This window comes from Novipirellula rosea (genome assembly GCF_039541335.1).
GTDB classification, from domain to species: domain Bacteria; phylum Planctomycetota; class Planctomycetia; order Pirellulales; family Pirellulaceae; genus Novipirellula; species Novipirellula rosea.
Genome location: NZ_BAABGA010000018.1, coordinates 237874 through 259371 on the forward strand (window position 1 = coordinate 237874; position 21498 = coordinate 259371).

Genomic DNA, 21498 nt, shown 5'->3' on the forward strand with positions numbered 1-21498 from the left:
TCGGTGTCCAATCGGTTTTCATTATATCCCAGTGAGCGACATATCCCAGTGAGTGCCATATTCAGCGAGTGCGATGTCCAGCGAGTGCGACATCCAAGTGACGGCGGTCCAAGCAAGCGTCCGCACCGCAATGTCTGTGTCGTAATCGCTTGGATTGGATCATCCCAAGCGGCTTGTTCTCGAGACAAATCGCGGCAATTCCACCCAAGCGGGGATTGGCTCAGCCAACCAGCAAGGTGCCGGCTGTAACGGATATCCGGGTATGGCTGGATATACAGTCGCAAATACTCGCCGTCTTTTCCGCTTAGGTGGTCTTTGCCTGATCCCGTGAAGAACGTGACCTAGCGTTGGGTGTACTGATTCAATCGAAACCGAAGTCGGTGCACCCAACGTTATTTCACACCTATATTTTCTTGCTGCGAACGGGACTGGAAACCGAAATGGGTTTTCTCAAGCGTATACTTCGAAATGGTACCAGCGACGAAGCGGTTCGAGTGGCTTCCAACGGAAGCTTTGAAACGCTGACCGATGACGAGCTGCAAACCCACATGGGGATTCGTTCCTATGGTGTGTTCGAGCTCACCGATGCGGTTCGTCCGTCGTATGATCTGCAAGTCGTGCCAAAACAGGGTTTTCGATATGATCAATATGTCGACGAAAAAACGGGGCTAAGCACCCCGGTGATCCTGGCATCGGCGACTCGCCACCGAATCATGGACCTGTTCCTCGAACTGGTGGATCAGCTCGGCCCTGTGGTGGATGTCGTGCTGGAAACCAGCCACCAAGGCAACCCTCACCCCGAGGATCTGTATCGGGAACACATCGACGCACCTGTGCTGAAAAGCATGCTGTGGGAGTTCGAGGACCTATTGCTTAATGATGGTTGCACCGGCATCGCCGTGATCAATCCGAGCAAACGCCAGGAAGTCCAACTGGACGAACACAAGCTGCTGATCGCATACGGCGATCCCCTTGACAATTTTTCGCAAACATTGATCCAGGGCGATGTCTATCCCGACGACGAGCTGCAATTCATCACCGAGGCCGAACATGTTCACAGCAGCAGCGAACGCTTCACAGCCGAGTTCGAAAAGCTGAAACACCGACTCGGAATGGATGGTGAAATGTTCTTGGACGATTACGAAGAATACGCCTGACGGTCGGCTTGGTTGCTCTGGACGCCCGCGTAAGCCCAATACCAATCCCATCGACTTTGGGTAGCGGTACGGCGCGGGGCCCGCCCGGTTGCAGCGAGTCAAACGTTCGAAATTTACCGGGCGGCTTGCGCCGCTCCGCGATGCAGTAATTCGCGGCGGAAACCGGCCTCGTTCCCGTTTGCGACTCGACAAACTGCTGCAGGTCTGAGAGTATTCGTGGTTTCATATCTCTTCGAACGTGTCGCCAACGATAACGCAAAGCCATGTTTCTCGTCATCAGCTCAAGCCTGCACCCCACTAGCCGAAGCCGTATCCTTGCTCGCGCCGCCGTCGAACAGCTGCAGCAAACCGGACGCGATGCCACTCTTTTCGACTTAGTGATCAAAAAGCTACCCGCATGCGACGGCGCTTCGGCGTATGCGGACGCAAACGTCAAAGAATTGGCGGAGTTGATTCAGCATGCCGACGCCATTCTCGTCGCCTCCCCCGTGTACAACTATGACGTCAACGCGGCGTTAAAAAACGCGGTGGAACTAACGGGACGAGCATGGACCGGAAAAGTAGTCAGCTTGATGCTGGCTGCCGGTGGTCAAGGAAGCTACATGTCGGCAATGGGATTGGCCAACAGCTTGATGCTTGATTTTCGCTGCATCATTGTGCCACGGTTCATTTACGCCACGGGCGATGCCTTCGAAGGGGATGGATTGGCTGACGAAGAAATCCAGCAACGCGTCAACATGTTGGTCAGCGAAACAACGAAGCTTGCCGACGCGATCAATCGATCGCTCTAGCGTTTTTCGGCGCCCCAGCGGTCCAAGGGTCGCTGCGATACAGCCCCCGCTGCTGAATCAACGCTTCGACGCCACGCGGGGTGCGGTACCGAATGCTTCGCCCCTGTTGCACGCGCTGGCGAAGCTCGCTGCTGGAGAGTTCAATGATCGGCATTGCGATCACGCGGGACGCGATGTCATCAATGCGGTCTTGGTCCACCAGCCCCTGCAGCACCGAAAAATCAATTGCCGCTTCGCCTCCGCGCTGGACCACCGCAGGCGTAATCAATTCGAGCAGCCGCTGCGGTTGATGCCAGAGCGGTAGACTCGCCAAAGAGTCGCTGCCGATGATCATAAAAAATTGAGCCTCGGGCATCTCTTGGATCAATTCCGCCACCGTGTCCACGGTATAGCTGATCTCACCCCGGGCGATCTCACGCTCGTCCAATTCGTAGTACGGGTTATCCGCCAAAGCCAGCTTTAGCATCTCGACACGATCCTCGCTCGAGGCGACCGCGCCGGCTAGTTTCAGCGGCGACGTTGCAGTGGGGATCCAGCGAACATGATCGAGCGACAGTGTTTCTAGCGCCGCCTCGGCGATCCACAAATGCCCCACATGGACGGGGTCAAATGAGCCTCCGAAAAGTCCAATTCTCATCAATCTCGATTCTTTCTTTAGGGGGGCCAACGGGAGCGATTTCGTTGGCAAAGCGAAATTCGCTGCGGATCGCTTGACCAGACTTGTCCAACAAACCAGGAAAATAGAGGAGCTGAGGGGGTTCGCGCGAGGGAAGCGATTCCTACGGGTGAGCATTCCTATGGGTGAGCATTCCTATGGGTGAGCACGGAACATGGCCTTCTTCCTCCCTTATTCTTCCTTTTATCCAACATACACTATGCTAACCTCCATACCATCCGATCCAGTTCCGCCAACCGTCGGCACCCCGACCATGTCCAAGTTTGATTCTCGCCCCCGAACGCAGCACGATGCTGACGTGGCCCCGAGCTCATCGGCGGAAGAGCCCCAACCGAATGAAGGGGGCAAATCCGAAGCGTTTGATTTGTCCGCAGATTTGGCGATCGACGCATCGATGTTTACCGATGACGCGGATCAAGAGGCCGCAAAAAAGGATGACGGCGCAAAAGCGCAGCAAGCCGAACTGTTTGAAACCGAGCCTCCGCCATGGGAATTGACCGTCGAGGACGACATCGCCGTCGGCCGCATCGTGTTTAGCGAGGCTCCCTACGGTCCCTACGATTACCAAATCCCCGAGGCCGAACGCGAGCATTTGAAACCGGGGATGCGAGTCCGCGTCCCGCTCGGTAAACGTCGCCATCCGATGATGGGTTGGTGCATCGAGACGCGGATTGGTTATAAGGGAAAACGAGGGTCTTTGCGTGAAATTGTCGAAGTGCTCGACGACGAACCGCTGTGTGACCCCGCCCTGGTGCGTTTGGTATTGTGGATCAGTCATTACTATCAAGCGCCCACGGGGCAAGTCTTTGACACTTTGATCCCCTCGAGTGTGCGATCGAATGCGGGAACTCGCGAGCGGGCTTACTTGACCCCCAACCCCGACCGCAGTGACGAAAAATCAATCGAGCTACTGCCTAAAAAGCAGCAGGCGGCCTTTCGATTTCTGATCGCCGCCGGGCGACCGATGACAGCATCCGAATTGATGGTGCATGCCAAGTGCACGCGAGGTCCCGTTAGCGGATTGCAATCCAAAGGGTACATCGACGTTTCGATGCAGCGTGAAATGACTGCCACGACGCCGATGCGTTGGCAAAAAAATGACGGGGAAAGCCAACAAACGCATGTTCCTAGTGAAGAGCAGACTGCGGCGCTGGAGCGAATCAGTGCCGCGATTGAATCGGGCACCGGCAAAACACTACTGCTGCACGGAGTGACCGGCAGCGGCAAGACCGAAGTGTACATCAAGGCCATTGAGCAGATCGTGCGTGCTGGTCGCGGCGCAATCGTGATGGTTCCCGAAATTAGCTTGACGCCGCAGACGCGAGGCCGATTCGAGCGGCGATTCGAAACGGTCGCGGTGCTGCACAGCCAAATGACTCCGTCGGAACGGCATTTCCAGTGGCAGCGGATTCGCCGCGGTGAAGTGCAAGTCGTGGTCGGCCCCCGCAGCGCCGTGTTTGCGCCGATGCCGCGATTAGGGCTGATCGTGATGGATGAAGAGCACGATGCCTCGTTCAAACAAAACGAACAACCACGCTATCACGCTCGCAAAGTGGCTCACGCCCGCGCCATGTCGCTTGGCATTCCGCTGATCTTAGGCAGTGCGACGCCGTCGATGGAAACATGGCACGCCACGTCCACCGGGCATGCCGAATTGATTCCGATGAACGAGCGAATTAACCAACGCCCGATGCCGAGTGTCGAATTGGTGGACTTGCGAATTCGTGACGATCGGACTCGCGGTGCAATCAGCCGTCCGCTACATCTCGCCGTGCAAGAAACGCTGAACGAAAAAGGCCAAGTGATTCTGCTGTTGAATCGGCGTGGGTTTGCCACCACGATTCAGTGCCCCTCCTGTGGTCACGTTGTCGCGTGCCCGGATTGCGATATGCCGCTGACCCATCATCGCGACGGTGGAAAAGCGTGTTGCCACTATTGCGATTACACGATCGCCACGCCGCCTTGGTGTCCCGCGTGCCGGTTCGATGGCATTCGTTACGGCGGATTGGGGACACAGCGTTTGGAAGTCGAAGTCAAAGCACGTTTTCCAGATGCCTGCATCGCTCGCATGGATAGCGACACGATGAAACGCCCCGGCAGCCATCAACGCGTGCTGTCAGCATTTCGCAGTGGTGAGGTTAACATCCTGCTGGGCACGCAGATGATTGCCAAAGGGCTCGATTTTCCGAACGTGTTGTTGGTTGGCGTGATCAATGCGGATAGCGCACTACACTTTCCCGATTTCCGCGCGGCCGAACGAACGTTTCAATTGGTCACGCAAGTGGCTGGCCGAACCGGCCGCGGTGATCGCGGCGGCCGTGTGATCGTACAAACATTCTCGCCCGAGCATCCGGCGATCCAAGCAGCATCGCGACACGACTATCATCAATTCGCGACGGACGAGATGGTCAATCGACGCAAGTTTAATTATCCGCCGCTCGGTTCGGTCGCTCGCATCATCATCCGCGGCGTCGTCGAAGATGTCACCGAAGCGGTGGCCGATTCGCTGCTGGGACGACTCGAAGCCGCCCGGCAAGCTCTTGGGTCGGAAGTCCGAATCCTGGGCCCTGCCCCGCCGCCCATCCCCAAATTGCGTGGCAAGTATCGATTCCACCTGCTACTACAATCCACCGACAGTGCTCAGCTAGGGGAGACGATTCGCCGAGCCACCGACTCGTTCACGATTCCCGAGAAGGACGACGTCCAATACGTCGTCGACATCGACCCCATCGATATGCTGTAGTCCTTCCTTCACAAGCCAGCTGTTGATAAAGCAGTGCATAAGGGAGAAAGAGAAACCGGATTTGAGCTGCACAAAACTGTCGCAAATTAATCAAGGGGAGGTTACGATAGAACGCTCACGCAACACACCCATCCAACGCGTAAGTCGATTCCCTTGAAAGTTCTCATCACTGGCATCTGTGGCTTCGTTGGACGCTGGATTGCCGAAGGTTTGCTGGAAAGCCGCTCCGATTTGCAAGTATTCGGAATTGATAACTTGGCTCGCTCGGGCAGCGAGTTAAATCGTCAAAAAATCCAGTCATTGGGTATCCACTTCGTCCACGGTGACCTGCGAAACCGAAGCGATCTTGATGCGATTCCCGAAGTCGATTGGGTGATCGATTGTGCCGCTCTACCGAGTGCCCTCGCGGGGACGGCAGGGCACGGTTCATCGCGGAACTTAATTGAACACAACCTAATCGGAACATTGAATCTGCTGGAGTATTGCCGGCAACATCAAAGCGGCTTGATCCTACTAAGCACGAGCCGCGTCTACTCCATCCGAGATCTCGTTTCATTGCCACTGACCGAAGCGGGAGATGCCTTCGCACTTGACCCTGAATCGAGCCTGCCTGCTGGCGTTTCCCACGATGGAATCGACGAGTCGTTTTCCACAACGCCGCCAGTCTCGCTTTATGGCGCCACAAAGCGGGCATCTGAAACGATGGCTTGGGAATATGCTGAAGCATTCGATTTCCCGCTAAGAATCAATCGTTGCGGCGTTCTAGCGGGTGCGGGGCAATTTGGTCGCGCCGACCAAGGTATCTTTAGTTATTGGATCCATTCACACCTGCAACAGCGTCCGCTTCGCTACATTGGTTTTGCTGGCTCTGGACGACAGGTTCGCGACTGCTTGCACCCTTGGGACGTCGCTCAGCTTATCGACAAGCAGATCACGTCAGGCATAGACCCCACAAAACCAGTCATCGCAAACGTGAGCGGTGGCGTTGAATCGGCTCGTTCGTTGTCTCAATTGACGCAGTGGTGTAACGAGCAGTTTGGCAACCATACGATCGCAACGTCCGACGAAGAGCGTCCGTTCGATTTGCCATGGATCGTTCTCAATTCGCGTCTTGCTCGAGACGCATGGCAATGGCAGCCCTCTCGGTCGACCAATCGCATTTTGGCCGAAATCGCGGAACATGCTCGACAACACCCCGCGTGGCTGGAAATTTCTTAAAATCGATATCATCTAATAAAATCCCAGCGAAGCAGACGTTTGCCGCCCAACGTCATCGCGTTGCCGGCACGCTCGATTCTCCTGTACTCGCCCGATCTTCAACAAGCAACCGCGTCATGACAGTCAATCCTCCGCTATCGATTGTCATTCCGGCGTACAACGAACAAGGCAACATCGGTCCCTGCATTGACGAATTGATGTCGTTTCTTGTTGATCAGCACGGCATCGACACCGAGCTGATCGTTGTGAATGACAACAGCCATGACGAGACCGAGGCCGAGGTGCTTGAACGTGTCAAACGCTGGCCAACGATAAGGTTGATACGACGTCAGCCGCCCGGTGGTTTTGGCCGCGCCATTCGTTCTGGACTCGAGTTTGTTCGCGGATCCGTTGTCGTCATTTACATGGCAGACCGTTCCGATCACCCCGCTGACGTGCTCTGCTATTACAACACAATCCAACAAGGTTACGACTGTGTTTTTGGATCGCGATTTATCAGCGGTTCCTCGGTTAAACAATATCCCAGAGTCAAACTTGTCGTTAACCGAATCGTTAACAAAATGGTTCAGTGGATGTTCTGGACCGAAATGAACGATTTGACCAATGCGTTCAAGGCCTACCGCAAAGAAGTCATTGACCAGTGCGGCCCGTATCGTGCGTGCCATTTCAATATCACGCTGGAAATGTCGCTCAGCGCCTTAATCTGCGGCTATAAAATCAAGCAGGTCCCAATCCAGTGGGAAGGCCGAACATGGGGTTCAAGCAACTTAAGAATGCGAGAGATGGGACGCCGCTATCTGTGCACGCTGCTGATGCTTTTCTTCCAGCGCGTGTTGATGTCCGACGATGTACGTGCGGAAAGCAATCGACATACAACGGGGCCGAAAGAAGTATACGCGGCTCAATCCGATCCTGCTCAATCAGATCCTGCTCAAACCGACCGGGCTTAAAGCGAAGCCCCCCGGACCACGATTGTGAAACCAACGAACTGCAAAACAAAACGCGATACGAACTCGGTGCGATTTCGGTTGCCACGAAGAACAACGGATAATGTTTCATCTCTTTTGATTTTGCAAATCACATGACGGAATCATCCAATACAAGTCATCCCGTTTCATGGCCTCTGGTGCGATGGTCAGCTGTATTGGCGCTGCTATTGTTTGCCGCACTGGCAATCCTTCCAGCCTCCTTGTACGAATCCGTCTTGAAACGCCAGTCGGGCGGATCGGCGGAGCAGATCATTCCTCTCTTACCCCGTTTTTTTGGGGGCCTGTCTCTTCTCGCTGCTATCGTCGCGTTAGCCGCTTGGCTGTTAGGAGACAAAACGGATCGAGTGCTCTGGCGCTTGGCAACGCAATTCGCCAACGTATCCCCCAAGGCTGAGTCTGACCGATCGAATTATCGAGAGAGTTTTTTCTGGGGGCTCATGTGCTCGGCACTCGTTCTCGCATTTGACTGGCCCGCCCTCGTTTGGGGCTACTTTGAATCCGACGACTTTAACTTATTGATTGACAACCGCACGCTTGCTTTTCCCGAGGTCATGTATGCGACGATGAATGATCACGTGTATCCATTGGGCCGCATTCTCATTCGCATATTTCATTGGATATTCGGCACTCACGTCGTTGCGTACAACGTGCTTGCTGTCGGCATGTTGATTTCTTTAGTGTGGGCTGGATGTCTGTATCTTCGCCAAGCAGGCGTATCACGCGTCGGAACCCTGGTCTTCACGTTTCTGTTAGTAGGCTGGACCCTGTGGGGCGAACTCACCTCGGGCGAATACATCCTGTTGATGCATGAATCATTGATGACGGCGGCACTGTTGATTGGTTGGACCACCCTGCGTTTTCGCGCGCCCCATGCATGGCTCTACTGCGTTCTGACGTCGCTGTTGGTCGGATACGCGTGCTTCATCAACATCAGTGGATTTTGGGTGGCCTGCGCCGCGATTGTTTTTTTGACGTGTGATATCGCTGGGAACTCAGTCTCGAACCGCGTTCGTCGGTTGGGGCAACATTGGCGGCATTACCTGGCAATCGGCGCTCCCATGGTCGCGGCGATGGCGTTCTACTATCACGCGTACCATCATCCAAACGGACCTCAATTTTTGTCGGCGGCTGGCCCTCAGCGAGGACTGATGGGATTGATCCTGCAGTGGTTTTACACCGTCACCACCTCGCTGATCTCCATCCCCATCGCGATTCCCCACCATCTCGTCGATTTTGGATTGCTCGAATTCGCGATGATCTGCAGTGCAGGGATGTTTGTTGCAATGATCCTTTGGACTTGGCCTGCACTTCCCAGCCGCTCGCTGCAATTTCAAATTATCTCGGTCTTGATGATCATGAGTGGCGTCGTGTTGATGGTCTGTCTGGGACGGCCTGTCCCAGGTATTGGACATGTCATTCCACCCAAATATTTGTTTATGCCCTACACGTGGACGTGCATTGCCATTGCAATAGCGTTCGATGGGGGATGGCAGCGCGTTCCCGAAAAAGGACGATTGATCTACATCAAACTCTGCTTGCTCTGCGTGATGATTGCCTTGGGGTCACACAGTGCTGCAAGCGTCTTAGGCAGCTGGGGAATGCCATTTTTCGAGACCACACGTGGCGGCGAGATTCGTGAACACCAACTCGAATTTGCGGCGATGCAAGAGCTGAAGGAAACGATCTTTGTGCCGCTGGATGAATCATCAACAGGCATGCTGCGGATCGTCGATATCAATGGCAACACTCTTGCTCGCGAATATCCCGCACTCCGTTTTCCCTGGGGATACGAACCGCAATTGTCCTATATGGTCGATGTGTTAACGGATAAGCCGCGCCGCTATCAATTCCTATATGCCACGGAACTTGTTTTCCCCAGCCCAACCGTATCTCGCAATTTATACAAAGATGTCAGCCCTGAGTTCTTGAATTTAATTAAGACGAGCGGGGAAGCGAATCGACTCTATTCGTTACCGGCACGATTGGATACACAAACACGTCCCCCGACGCCGCAAGATGTTGAAAACCGACCGCATCCGTTGACCCTCGTCGACGCCGTTGAATCCGAACATCAAGATACTGGCGAATGGCTGATCCGAAGTGATGGTCGAACGAAAATTGTGCTGCAATATCCCGATTGGAAAAGTGCAGAACGATTTCAGTTGCAGATGGCAATCGCCCCCCCAAAACAAGCGGACGATACCGAAAACATTGCCTTGACGCTTTCGTTCCGGTCATCGTTATTCACGAGTGAAACCAAACATGACGTGCCGGCGTCAGATGACGCCCGCTTGATACAAACGATTGATTTGCTTCAGCTCCCCAGTTTTTCGCTAAGCGAGAACATTGAATTTCTCGCAATTCATCTTCAACACTCAGGAGTTTACCGAGTGGAGCAACTCTTCGTCCCGATTGGCGAATTGCAGTAAGCGGAACGTATTTCAAGACGCCCCGTCCCCGAACATTCCGGTAAACCGACGAATGACACTTAAGGGGACAGACGCACAATATCCCAGGACGGGTACCCCTCATCCCAGGACGCGTGCCCCTCCGCGGATGCGTGATCGTTTTGCCTATAGGCGATGCGATCGTGCAGTCGGCTGGGGCGTCCTTGCCAAAATTCGATCCAACTTGGTTTCAAGGCATAGCCGCCCCAATTTTCGGGACAAGGAACCTCGCTTCCCTCGTGCTCGGCAATCAATTCTTGCATCCGAGTTTCTAAATCTTCTCGCGAGCTCACTTCGCTCGATTGGCGGCTGACCAGCGCCCCCAATTGGCTCTCACGCGGACGGCTCTGAAAATACGCAACGGCATCCGCCCGGGATGCTTTGCGGACGCTTCCTTCGATGCGAATTTGCCGCTCCAAGTGCGGCCAAAAGAAACAAAGGGCCGCTTGAGGATTGGCGGCCAACTGTTTTCCCTTGATTGAGTCGTAGTTGGTGAAAAAATAGAACTCACCCTCTTTGACCTGTTTCAGCAATACCACTCTTGAGGTCACCGCTCCCTGAGGGTCCGCAGTCGATAGCGTCATCGCGTTGACCTCGAACCATTCCGGCAACGGCGACTCTTTGGCTTGCGTGAACCACCTATCGAACTGAACCATCGGATCGGGATCGACGTCTTTTTTATCGAGTCCACTGAGCGTGTAAGTTCGTCGCATTTTCTCGATCGACATTCGATACTCCTCATCACCGTCTTGGTGTCCAAAAACAAACTAAAAACCGGCATTTTTGATAGCATTCTTGCCATCAATTTGCCACGAAACCCTGGCTTTTTGCATAAGAAACCTGCTTTGGCGCGCCGCTTGCCTCATTTATTGAATGCTACACGCAAACTGCCAATATGACAGACATCTCTAACTACCTTCGGGATATTTACGATGGAATCATTAACTGGAAATCTTCTAGTTGCTTCCTCGCTTGCGACAGACCCCATTCTCAGCAGAGGGGTTTGCCTACTGGTTCACGATGACCAGGAGAGCGTGATTGGCGTCATGCTCAACCGTCCAATGCATCCGAATCCGCAAGCATTGATGGCGATGCTCGGTGAACAAATGGCGTCCCAGACGCCTGATGAGGATACTGCAGAACCAGAAAAATTGGAGGAAGAGTCCAAAAGTCGATTGCCAGGAAACGGACAAGGGCAATCTCTCTCGCAACCTTCGACTCCACCGACACCTTATTCCCCCGTCGGCATGGTCCACTTCGGAGGGCCGTTGTCAGGCCCTGTCGTCGCGATCCATCAGTTGAGCGAGTATGCCGAAGCCGAAACGGGCCACGGCATCTATGTCGCCGCTCAGAAGCAGCATCTCGAAGGCCTGGTAAACAAACAACCAGGTCCCTATCGGTTGATTATCGGCCACCTTGGTTGGGAAACCGAACGGCTGAACGCCGAGGTCGAGGCAGGACTTTGGCACATTGTTCCGGCCACGGCAGATGTCGTTTTCGAGAACGCCGACGAAATGTGGCCACGCTTGATTCGCCGAGCGACGTCACGGTCGGTGGCGCGTTGGATCGGAATTCCCGACATGACGGGCAATGCGGAACTAAACTAAGTGTCGCATCGACGCGGTTGTTTGTGTCATGGACTTCCAAGTGCGACGATATTCCGTAACATGGTCGCCTTGATCGTCTCGGTTGCCCCGAGCCTTTCAAACCTTTGCGCACCAATCGGTGCCATTACCCTTCACCACTACCGTACCGAGAGATTGTAATCGCATGGGGCGACACGACGACGACGAGGAAATTAAACGTCCCTATCGAATTCAAAAGCGACGCTTGGGCACGATCCGTTTCGTCAGCCCCGATGGCGAATTCGGTTTTATCGATGCTGAAGATTTTCGCGAGGACGTGTTCTTTCATCGATCCGTCTTTGACGGCACCCTCGAAGGTGCCCCCCCACGCGGCCCTTACGATCGCGAAGTGCTTCCGTACGAGTACATGTGGGTCGAGTACGAGTTAGACGACGACTATTACGACAAAGAAAATCGTTTGCGAGCGAAACTGGTGCGTCGCAGCAATCGCCCCGAAGGCAAGAAATTATCGGGTCGCGATGCGCCCCACTTGATCGTCAAACATCACCCCAACGCTCGCAAGAAACGCCCCTCATGGCGTGACAAAGACGAGTCGTAATCATCGCCCAGCGGACCTATTTGGCGGACCTATTTGGCGGACCTATTCGGCAGCCGGGGCCTCTTCGACCACCTTGGTGGTGTCGACCGCCTGAGCCTTGTCTTCGTCTTTCTCCTCGGCGGGCAAACGACCTCCGTTTTTCTGAGCAGTGATCATGTCCTCTTCGAGAGCCCGAATCTTTTCCGGGTTAATCTGCTTGGACAACAATTCCTGCGTCTGAGTGAACATCTGGTCGATCTTCGCTCGCTGGTTCGGATTTTTGGCTCCGGGCTGGTTTAAAAACGCCGTCAGCTTTTTGTCCATGTCGTCGGCAATTCGTTCATGCGTCGGCTGTTCACGTAACGAGTGCAGCAATTCTCGTGCTTCATCCATCTCGCCCTTGCGAAGCCGCAGTCGCACGCGTGCCGCTAACAGTTCGCGAATCGCAACAAGATCGATGATCGCATTTTGGACACCTCGGATGTAGGCTTCCGCTTGCAGTCGCATATCATCGCCGCTCAAGTCGGCGACGGCATGCGGGTTCAATCCTGGCACCATTGGCAATCTTGCTAGAATCGCGCCGCCATTTTTCACGTACAACAGATGCAGTGGCGAGTCCTCTGCCTCGACGTCCAAACGCCCGTTCCAATCGGTTCGCCCCACAAAGGACATGTCACCGGTCTCGAGATTTTTGTCATAAATCTCGTAACCGATCAGCGGAAAATCGGGATCTTTCTGAGCATGCAGACGCAACATCGTCGACTTTCCGAACGGTCGACTCCGCAGCGCCATACGAAACGTTCGCTTGTTGCTACGGCCTTGCAACCCACCGGCGCGGCCCGCATGAAAATCCATTTCCATCAACGAATCATTTTTTTCGGTCACCAGCAGATAGGCCCAATCGATCGGCCCAATTTGGATCGGGTTTCCATTTCGATCGTTTTTGCGAGTCATCGGTTCGAGCACATCACCAACGTGGACCATCGCAGGCGACTTATCATCGAGAATCAAACCTCCAGCGCGAAGCAAACCTTTCGCATTTTTCTGGCCTGCGTCTTCGATGCGAACCACCGGTGCAAAGGCTTCGATCATTGCCCGCCCAATCGTTCCTGGCATCTCCGAGGGCTGCACAAAGTGCCGAGTCGCCACCGGACCAAAATGCCGCATCAACGTATCGAGCTCGACCACACTGACGGAGGCGGGTGCCACATTCTCTTCGATGCGAACCACGAAAATTTTGTCGTAGGAATCGATCGCTTCAATTACCAAACCACTCAGGGGCACCGGGATGATCTTGGCCTCGGGTTTATCGAGCAGCAGCGCCATTCCGCGTGAAACCAAGATAGCCTCGGTTGTAGGATCCTCCCACATTTTACTGACCGCAATCGCATCCCCTTCTAGGGCGCGTAGCTTGTCACTGACCCCATCGATCGAATCGTTTCCAATCTCGGCCGCTCGTCGCCGAACCTCGTCCATCATGCCCCGAGTGGTATACACATCGCTGACAATTTCGCCAACGTTCGCGGCCGTGCGTAGTCGGACAGCATCCTCGTGATCGCGTTTGACGGCGACCACGGGATCGGAGGCAGAAATCGATTCGTAGGTCATCCCACCAAGATTTCGGTTGGCCGCATTAACGACCGCTGGGGGCGCATCGGCACAGTCCAACTGCCAAATCGCGGCAAAATCACGATCAAGAAACTCTTGAAGCGGCTGGCGCACCGATTCCGCATTGACTCGCGGTTCGTCCGAGACGATCCAAACAAGCACCTTGTACGGTGAATAATCCCACGGCTCGACCTCGGCTTCGGCATCTTCGTCCGGGGCGGCCGCGCTGGCGGTCGTCGAATTTGCTGCCGCCGCACCACTTGATACCGACGCGGGGGGCGATTCAGCAGTCACTCCCTCGGCTCCCGTTAGCGATACCGCAGGCTGCGCAGCCCGATTCGGCGAATCTTCAGAGCAACCGAGCTGCATCACAAGAAACAGCGTGGCTGCGACGCAATAACCGAGGTTCCTAGCGAAGATTGTCATATCGAGAAATCCAAAAACACCACGTCTTCCCAACGGAAGCAGGCGGCGACTCATTGATTCAATTGCCATTTATCCGCGTTCTGGTAGAGCGAGACGATATCGTTGCCGACCCCCGTCAATTCGCGCCGATAGGCATACGAATCGACCATTTGCCACAACGGCAATACCGGTAGCTCATGGTGTGCGATCGCGTGCAAATCAAGCAAGCCATCACGCACCATTCTCCAATCCCGGGCTTCTTCGATTCGCCGCAGTCCCAAGCCCACTAATTGGTCGCTGCTTCCCGCCAACCCCTCGGGCCCGAGCAAGCGACGCGCGTCAATGATCGGTTCCCAGATCGCAGCAGAGACGTAGACGATATCGGCGGTTCCCGGATCAGGATACGTTCGCCCCACAGGAAGCTCGACCAACTCAATTTTCAAATCTAATAACTGCCACTGGCTCATGATCGCTTCACATGCCACTCGCGACAAATTGTCTGCCGGGAACGCTAACCGAATCGGCTTCATCTCCGGCACCGTCTCTTTCTTACGATCGGCAATCGCTTTCATCTGGTTGGCATTGAGCGTCATCAACAACTTAGCCAAGCGAGGTTCGTAGCGACGCGGTGCAATGCTCTTGTCATAGGCATACCCCAACGGGTCATCCATTTCGATCCCTGCCGGGAACGGTCCCGAAACAACTTGGCATCCTGGCACCTCAAGTCCCTCGAGCAGTTCCCCATTAAGAATGTCTGCGCGGTTGATGCCATACACCAACGCGCGTCGAAACGTTCGTTCGGCCAAATACGCGTGATCCGAACAAGGGACCAACATATGGACCGTGGGCAGCGGATAGTTCTTGACACGAATGTCGCGACTTTTGCTCAACCGAACCGCATCGGCGGGAAACAGTTGATCCAGCACATCCAATTCGCCCTGCAACAACATACTCACTCCGTCGCTGGCCGATGCTTGGCGTATCTCCACCACTTCGCGAAGCTGTTCCGGCCTCTCCGGCTCAGCCGCCAGAATATAACGAACCGTATCCTCGCTTTCGGCATCACGTTTGTAAGCACCGGTGGGTGCACCTTCTTTGCCCCCAAACCAGCTTCCATCAATGGGAATCTGCAACAAACACGACGGCAACACATGCGGTCGACGCAGCGTGCACTCGACTCGCTTGGGGCCGTCCATCCCAATGGCAGTGACCGCTGCGGCCCAAGGCGAAAAATACTCGGGCGTATTGCGAGTGGCGCGTTCGGCAATTTTGTCGGCGATAGTGAAACCTTGAATCTCACTCAAAGGCGGCTTTAACTTCTCTGTTTCCAACACCAAATCAAATTGGGTTCGGTAAGGAGTTGTCTCGGTTTCGCCGAAGACAAAGTCATACTCGCCACCCTCGGGCCCCGCGCCTTTCATTTCAAATAACGTGCGATAAACCAAGCGACCCGCGCGACGCGATGCCCAATTATCAATTCGCGTTGGATCCAGCACGGTGGCGGTTTGCAAAACGCCGACTCGCACCAGCGGATAGATCGTGTCGATTTTGCGGATCAGCTCTTTGCCCCCGTCGATATCAGGTCGCACGGCAACGCTTTCGCGTGACAACGCCCGAGCGGCGCGATAGTCCTTGGCTTCGAGTGCGGCGATCGCTTCGCTTTGTTTCTTCTGAGCCAACTGCAAAAAAAGCTTGTTCCACTTCGAAATCGATGCCAAGCGACTCTCGCCATAATCCTTTTCCAAGCGGGCGAGCATCTGCTGGGCATGTTCGAGATCCCCGTCTTTGACAAGCTTCATCATCAATTTGTCAGTGACACCACTAAGGGCGCCCAGGACCGTTTTCGGCTGAAACTCGGGCGCGTACCGCCACAGCTCTTCGAGCATCGCCAAGGTGGCTTCGAATTCGCCAGACTTGGCTCGCTTGATCGCATCCTTCCACAAAAACTCGCTTCGCAACTTCCGCAGCCCGGGTCGATTGGGATAGTCGCGAATCAAAACCGAGAGGAAAGGATAGGCTCCCTTAAAATCTTCTTCCGCAATCATCTGGGCGGTTTCTCGTTCCAGCCGAATTTCCCAGAGATCGATCTTCTCGATATTCTTCCAATCGGTAACAAATTGTTTTGTTTCGATCCCAATCACCTCAAACTGCAGCACTCCCTTGGGTTCGCTGGGAATTTTCCGCCCTGGAAAATCCAACAAGCGAGCCTTGACCCAGCCGCCACCGGATTCCTCGGTGAGATAAATGATGTCGTGCGGTTCTTCCTGCAGCAATTCCAAGCCAACGCGATCGGGAACTCCCGAGTCAGAATAGTTGACGATTTGCGCCGACGCCGATCCTGCCCCGACGGTGCACAGCAACCAGACCCCAGCACAAAGAAGGCTTTGTATTTTGATGTTCATCAGATTCCCTTTATGATTTCGATGGAACATCGGTGATATAAACAACCCCTTCAGCCCCCGGTACCAGCAAGTTCTTACCGACACTCAGTGGCGACGCAAAAATCGGCTGCCCCAAATCACTTTGGCCAAGCAATTCACCGGAGCCAGAATCCAGCGCCACCATCCATCCATCCTTACCCGCCACTAATAACACGTTGCCGCTAAGCACGGTGGCTCCGACAATTTCGCCTTCGGGGACGGGCAACTCGAATTTCTGTTTGCCTTCGGCGTCAAACGCCCGCAGCACCGAATCGTCCGTTCGCAGCAATCCATATTCACTCGAGTCCCCCGCCGTGACGGGGCCCCAATTAATGCGGCCGTTAAGCAGGACTTTGAATTTTTCGTCCAGGCTGGTCAAATCATGCCCCACGACAAAATCGGCAGCAGGACCAGCCACCGAAGCCATCAAGTTGCTTCCGACCGCCGCAGTGGAGCCTAAGAACGGAGCCTCCAACGTCTTCTTGGCGAGTTCACGAATCTGTTCCCCCACCCGCAATCGATAAAGCTGTTTGCGGCTGTCGGCGATCACCACTTGGTCGGGATCGTCTGGCATCGCAACCGAGTTTGACCAAGTCACCGACCCCTCCGGTGCACTCGCAGGCTGAAACGGGCTACCCAGCATTTGCCCGGTTTGCCAATTCATCAAAACAGCGCGGCCCGACGCGGTCGGCACAAACAAGCCACCTCCGGCGAACAACGCACCGCCGCTGGCTTTGCCGGACAATGCCAATTGCAATTTCCGCAACTTCTCTTGGCGGCGTGTTGGATCGTAAACAATCACGTCTTCGGACGTCGCTTGATTGAGCATCAAACGCCGAGTCTCGTCGATTTTGATGGGGTTTTCGAAACGCATCGCAATCCCCGATCCTCCGGGGTTTTCGATCGGATTCGCAGTCGAGCCACTCGCCAACGCATCGCGATCAAGTTCGAACAAGGCCCCCTGGGTTGTCACCGCATGAAAGCCACCGCCACCTGCGATCGGGACAATCATGGCGATCGGAACACCGACGTCCGTTCGCCAAATTTCGTCACCCGTTTTCGCATCCGCAGCGGTCACCCGAATGGCCGACGTGCCTCGCAGGATCCGGGCATGAACCAAGGTGTTTTCGCTTGTAAACGGTTGGCCGATAAAGCGGTCCGCCTCGTGTTTGAACCAGTCCTGGACCACTCGGCCGGTGTTGATTTGCAACTCGTAGCGACCAATTCGCGTCCCAGTGATCCACATCTGCGATCGCCCCACGGCCATTTGCGTCGAGGTTGGCACATCGTACGAGGCGACTTGGCGTGCCACTTCGCTGACTTGCTCACGTTTGGCCGTCGGTTCGACTTCGAGCACCGAAACTTGGCCAAGGTCAGTCAACACGATTAATTTTCGGTCCTGAATGATCGGTTTGACTTTTACATTCCCATCCAAGCGAATCGATGGCTGCGCGACTTTCAACGCTTGGCCTTGTTCGTTGACCTTTAAAATGTGCACTCGGGTGTAATCGGTCCCCGCATTTTCGAGCACAAAGACGTGTCCCAATAACGCCACCGGTGGCACGGCTACGGTGCCTTCGGCATGGCCAATGTAAAACGTCTCGTAACAGGAACCGTCACGCGAATTAAGCACATACAGGTTGCTATGATTACCGGGCACATAGGCCACTTTGGCTCGCTTATCGATCCCCGGCCCCACTTCCAGTGGCTGAGGAATCTGTGCGACCCAATTTGCCTCGCCCGAGTCGACATCCAGCGACGCAAGGCGGCCTGATTCGGTCGAGACGTATACCTCATCGGCAACGGTAACCGGCTCGCTAAAGAACTCGTCAATCACACTACGCCAGCGGAGGATGCCGTCTTTGCCGTCACATCGTTGTACTTCTAATTTGGCTGATTCACTCAGCAGGACTCCGGAACCATCATCCAATCGCACCGGCAAATGATCTTGGCCATAGCCAACAAATTTGCGCCATAACAATCCACCGGTATCTCCGGCAAATGCCAACATCGATCCGCCAGCACGCAGATACAAGATCTCGCCGCTAAGATCGACCGCTTTGCGGCCTTCCATTGCCGTCAACACGATGGAGCGATCGTTTGCGTTCTGTTCTTTCGCATCCGCCACCTTGGGCACTTCGCTGGCGGGTTTCACCAACGTTTTCTGAATGTCGCTGGCGGTCACAATCAACGACATCAACCGCTCGTTCTCGTACAGCTCTGGAAACTCTCGCAGCAATTGGGCGCGAACGTCATAAGCCTCTTTGGTTTTCATGTCTTTGAGGAACGCATCCATGGCCACGACCGATTCGTCCAACCGCACGTTGCGATTGATCTCGCGGCGGACGCGTTGGCGCATCTCCGAGATTTCCTGCAACTTCCCGCCCAGAGTCGTTTTCATGGCGGAGCTCATGTAGTTTGGATTTTCCGTTAGCGCCAACTGCTCGTCCAACTTGCCAAGCAGTTTTTCTTTCTCGGTGGTCTCTTTTTCCTTATTGGCCACACGACCGATCTCGTAGGCAACATCCACCAACAGCGCCGCCAAATTGGTGCGTTCTTCATTGAGCCCCTGTTCGTTTTCGATCGTGGGCAGTTCTTTCTTCAGCAGCTCCAACGCTTCGGTGGGATCGGTCATCTCCTTTGCCCGATAAAACTTGGACATCACGATCCGCACGCGGGCAATCGACGAGTACTGGTGGTTTTCGCCAAAGGAATCAAGAAAACTGATGTACGAATCTTGCGCAGGCGTAAATTGTTGTTGATCGTAGAGTTTGTTGGCATTGGCGATAAATTCATCCGCACTTTGCCGCGTCAACATGTAGAACAGGCCATAGCCGGACAACAGCAACAATACGATGATGCCAGCGAACCCATAGATCTTGAACGAATCCCAAACCGACTTGTGCTCTGGAGGTTTCGGACGGGTACGTTTAGGGCGTGAAGCAGCGGCACCATTGCCTTGTCCGTTCTCCGTCACGGGAACAGCTTCCACGGCAACCGCTTCCACTGGCACGGCTTCGGCAACAAGCTCGCCCGATCCATCGTCCTCGGCGGCGACCTCGAATACTTCTTCGCCCTCCTCTTCGGGCAGGATCGCCAGATCGTCCATGACCGCAACGTCGGCGACTTCGTCACCCGGTTGGGCATACTCCGCCGAGCGAAGCTCGCCAATTAACTTGGTGGCTTGAAACCGTGTCAGCTGCCCATTATCGACCAGCAGCTTGGCTACCGCCTCGGGAGTGACTCGAGTTCCCTGCTCTAATTGTTCACGGAGCGCCTCGATGATTTCCTGGTCGAGCAATCCACCGCGTTCGAGCCGATCGATCAGTTCATTTGCAAGCATGTTTAACGACTATTTCTATTCTGTGATAAGACTCAATCAATGGGTGGGTGATGCGAAGCCAACGCCATCACACCTCCGTGTTTCATACGATGCCCCTAAACCCGCAGTTCACCCCCGGCGAATTCACATGGTGCCCCTAGTCAAACTCTTCGACTTGGGTGACTTGTAATTCGGTGTACCCTGCAATCGTCCCCGCATCCATGGCATCGACGAGAGCTTGTAGTTTTGCCATCTCGTGCACCTTGATGACCAATTTCATGGCATCGCTGCCGCCCGGCACCGCTTCCTTGAGCGCTGAAATCAAGTTTTGCTTGCCCGGCGTTTCTCGTTCCCAGTCGGCAGCCATCACCAAAAACGAACCGCGATCATCGATCTGGACTTCCACCGAATCAAGTTCTTCGGTCTCTTCGGGATCCGGGTTGCTGCTGGGCGCGTCGGTTTGCTGGCGAGGCATCTCGATCGATTTCTGCAGACTGAACGACGCCGTGACCATAAAGAAGATCAACAACAAAAAGGTCACATCGACCATCGGCGTCATGTCCAGTTCATCATCCTGACGAGGCTGACGTTTGGGCACTTCGTCGTCGTCATCGTCAACGACGGCAGGCTCTGCGGCAACGCGGGGCGGAGTCGCCACGGCGGCCGCTGCTGGAACCACCGCTGCTGGTGAAGCAAATTCACTCGACGCCGACGGTTCGAGATCCTTGTCATTGCCGAAGCTGGTGAAATCGTCGTCGCCGAATTCGTCGTCGACCAATGCCACATCCACGATCGGTTCGGGAATCTCGGCTGGAACAATGTCGACGGGTTGCTGCGACTCGACTAGCTCAGGCACATCCACCTGCGCATCACAATCGGGACAACGCACTTGCCCTCCGGCAAAGCGGTCGTGGACGTTATGCACTGCATGGCACTGTGAACATGTAACGGGAATAGCCATCTTCTATTCCTCTTTGACCGCGATGTAAGTCGATTCGATGTCTTCAAATGCATCGCCGATAATCTGTTGAATGCGAGTCACCTTGCCGACTTTGACGTTCGCATCACCGAGCAACATGACTTGATTCTTGTTTTTACCGATTGATTTCTCGAGCTCCGAGGTGATGTATTCAATGATCTCGGTCGACTGAGTCGCTTCGTCTCGACTGAACTCGCTGCCGTCACGCTTCTTCAAGATCACTTCATCGCCCGCACCGGGATCGACAAAGATGATTGCCGAATCGTCCGCTGACACCGCCAAGCCATTATCCGCCGACGGAATCGTGCCAATCTTGGTCGGGTCCATCTTGGAAGCGACCACAAAAAAGATCAGCAGCAAGAAGGTGATATCAATCATCGGCGTGATATCCATCTCCTCATCGTCACGCTTCTTGCGTGGCATCGCCAGATCATCCTCTTCTTCGAGAAGATCTTCGTGTACTGCATCTGCACTCATGATCGATCGATCCTAAAAGTGAACACCATCTGCAAAAGGAACATTGCGTCCGCAGTGACCGCACGCGGCAGAGGCGATTGCGACGCCTCTGCGTTCCTCGTCG

15 protein-coding genes are annotated in these 21498 nt (G+C 54.7%); 8 read left to right on the forward strand and 7 right to left on the reverse strand.

Annotation, left to right across the window (positions count from 1 at the left end; all coding sequences use genetic code 11):
* Nucleotides 1-380 precede the first annotated feature (380 nt).
* Complete coding sequence (locus tag ABD971_RS07505) at nt 381-1157, forward strand: hypothetical protein (RefSeq protein WP_339939404.1); 777 nt, start codon at nt 381-383, stop codon at nt 1155-1157.
* A gap of 263 nt (nt 1158-1420) precedes the next feature.
* A complete protein-coding gene (locus ABD971_RS07510) occupies nt 1421-1948 on the forward strand; it encodes an NADPH-dependent FMN reductase (RefSeq protein ID WP_339939402.1) in 528 nt (175 codons plus the stop codon).
* Here ABD971_RS07510 and nadD read toward each other — a convergent pair.
* Complete coding sequence (nadD, locus tag ABD971_RS07515) at nt 1932-2585, reverse strand: nicotinate (nicotinamide) nucleotide adenylyltransferase (RefSeq protein ID WP_339939401.1); 654 nt, start codon at nt 2583-2585, stop codon at nt 1932-1934. The genes ABD971_RS07510 and nadD overlap by 17 nt on opposite strands.
* Before the next feature lie 433 nt (nt 2586-3018).
* Between nadD and priA the strand changes: the two genes are divergently transcribed.
* The 4 genes from priA (at nt 3019) to ABD971_RS07535 (ending at nt 10003) form a co-directional block, all read left to right on the forward strand.
* Nucleotides 3019-5367, forward strand: a complete 2349-nt coding sequence (gene priA, locus ABD971_RS07520) for a replication restart helicase PriA (protein WP_339939626.1) — start codon at nt 3019-3021, stop codon at nt 5365-5367.
* Between the two features lie 153 nt (nt 5368-5520).
* Nucleotides 5521-6585 carry an NAD-dependent epimerase/dehydratase family protein gene (locus ABD971_RS07525; protein ID WP_345320833.1) on the forward strand — a complete coding sequence of 355 codons (1065 nt, stop codon included), beginning with the start codon at nt 5521-5523 and terminating at the stop codon, nt 6583-6585.
* A gap of 116 nt (nt 6586-6701) precedes the next feature.
* On the forward strand, nt 6702-7535 hold the full coding sequence (locus ABD971_RS07530; protein ID WP_345320835.1) for a glycosyltransferase family 2 protein: 834 nt from the start codon (nt 6702-6704) through the stop codon (nt 7533-7535).
* 476 nt (nt 7536-8011) lie between these two features.
* A complete protein-coding gene (locus ABD971_RS07535) occupies nt 8012-10003 on the forward strand; it encodes a hypothetical protein (protein ID WP_345320837.1) in 1992 nt (663 codons plus the stop codon).
* A gap of 59 nt (nt 10004-10062) precedes the next feature.
* On the opposite strand, the gene pdxH is transcribed toward ABD971_RS07535, so the two are convergent.
* Complete coding sequence (gene pdxH, locus ABD971_RS07540; RefSeq protein ID WP_345320839.1) at nt 10063-10749, reverse strand: pyridoxamine 5'-phosphate oxidase; 687 nt, start codon at nt 10747-10749, stop codon at nt 10063-10065.
* Nucleotides 10750-10953: 204 nt separating this feature from the next.
* Between pdxH and ABD971_RS07545 the strand changes: the two genes are divergently transcribed.
* Nucleotides 10954-11628, forward strand: a complete 675-nt coding sequence (locus tag ABD971_RS07545) for a YqgE/AlgH family protein (protein WP_339939393.1) — start codon at nt 10954-10956, stop codon at nt 11626-11628.
* A 163-nt stretch (nt 11629-11791) separates the two neighbouring features.
* Entirely contained in the window at nt 11792-12205 is a 414-nt protein-coding gene (locus ABD971_RS07550; RefSeq protein ID WP_339939391.1) for a cold shock domain-containing protein, read from the forward strand.
* A gap of 42 nt (nt 12206-12247) precedes the next feature.
* Here ABD971_RS07550 and ABD971_RS07555 read toward each other — a convergent pair whose 3' ends face one another.
* From ABD971_RS07555 to ABD971_RS07575, 5 genes are all read right to left on the reverse strand, one after another.
* The gene (locus ABD971_RS07555) at nt 12248-14218 is read right to left on the reverse strand and encodes a hypothetical protein (RefSeq protein WP_345320842.1); all 1971 of its coding nucleotides are present in this window, start codon (nt 14216-14218) and stop codon (nt 12248-12250) included.
* Nucleotides 14219-14268: 50 nt separating this feature from the next.
* Nucleotides 14269-16599, reverse strand: a complete 2331-nt coding sequence (locus ABD971_RS07560) for an ABC transporter substrate-binding protein (RefSeq protein WP_345320844.1) — start codon at nt 16597-16599, stop codon at nt 14269-14271.
* Between the two features lie 10 nt (nt 16600-16609).
* Nucleotides 16610-19960: an outer membrane protein assembly factor BamB family protein gene (locus tag ABD971_RS07565; protein WP_345320846.1), complete on the reverse strand. Its 3351-nt coding sequence runs from the start codon at nt 19958-19960 to the stop codon at nt 16610-16612.
* Between the two features lie 136 nt (nt 19961-20096).
* The gene (locus ABD971_RS07570; protein WP_339939383.1) at nt 20097-20900 is read right to left on the reverse strand and encodes an ExbD/TolR family protein; all 804 of its coding nucleotides are present in this window, start codon (nt 20898-20900) and stop codon (nt 20097-20099) included.
* 3 nt (nt 20901-20903) lie between these two features.
* On the reverse strand, nt 20904-21395 hold the full coding sequence (locus ABD971_RS07575; protein ID WP_339939381.1) for an ExbD/TolR family protein: 492 nt from the start codon (nt 21393-21395) through the stop codon (nt 20904-20906).
* Between the last annotated feature and the right edge of the window lie 103 nt (nt 21396-21498).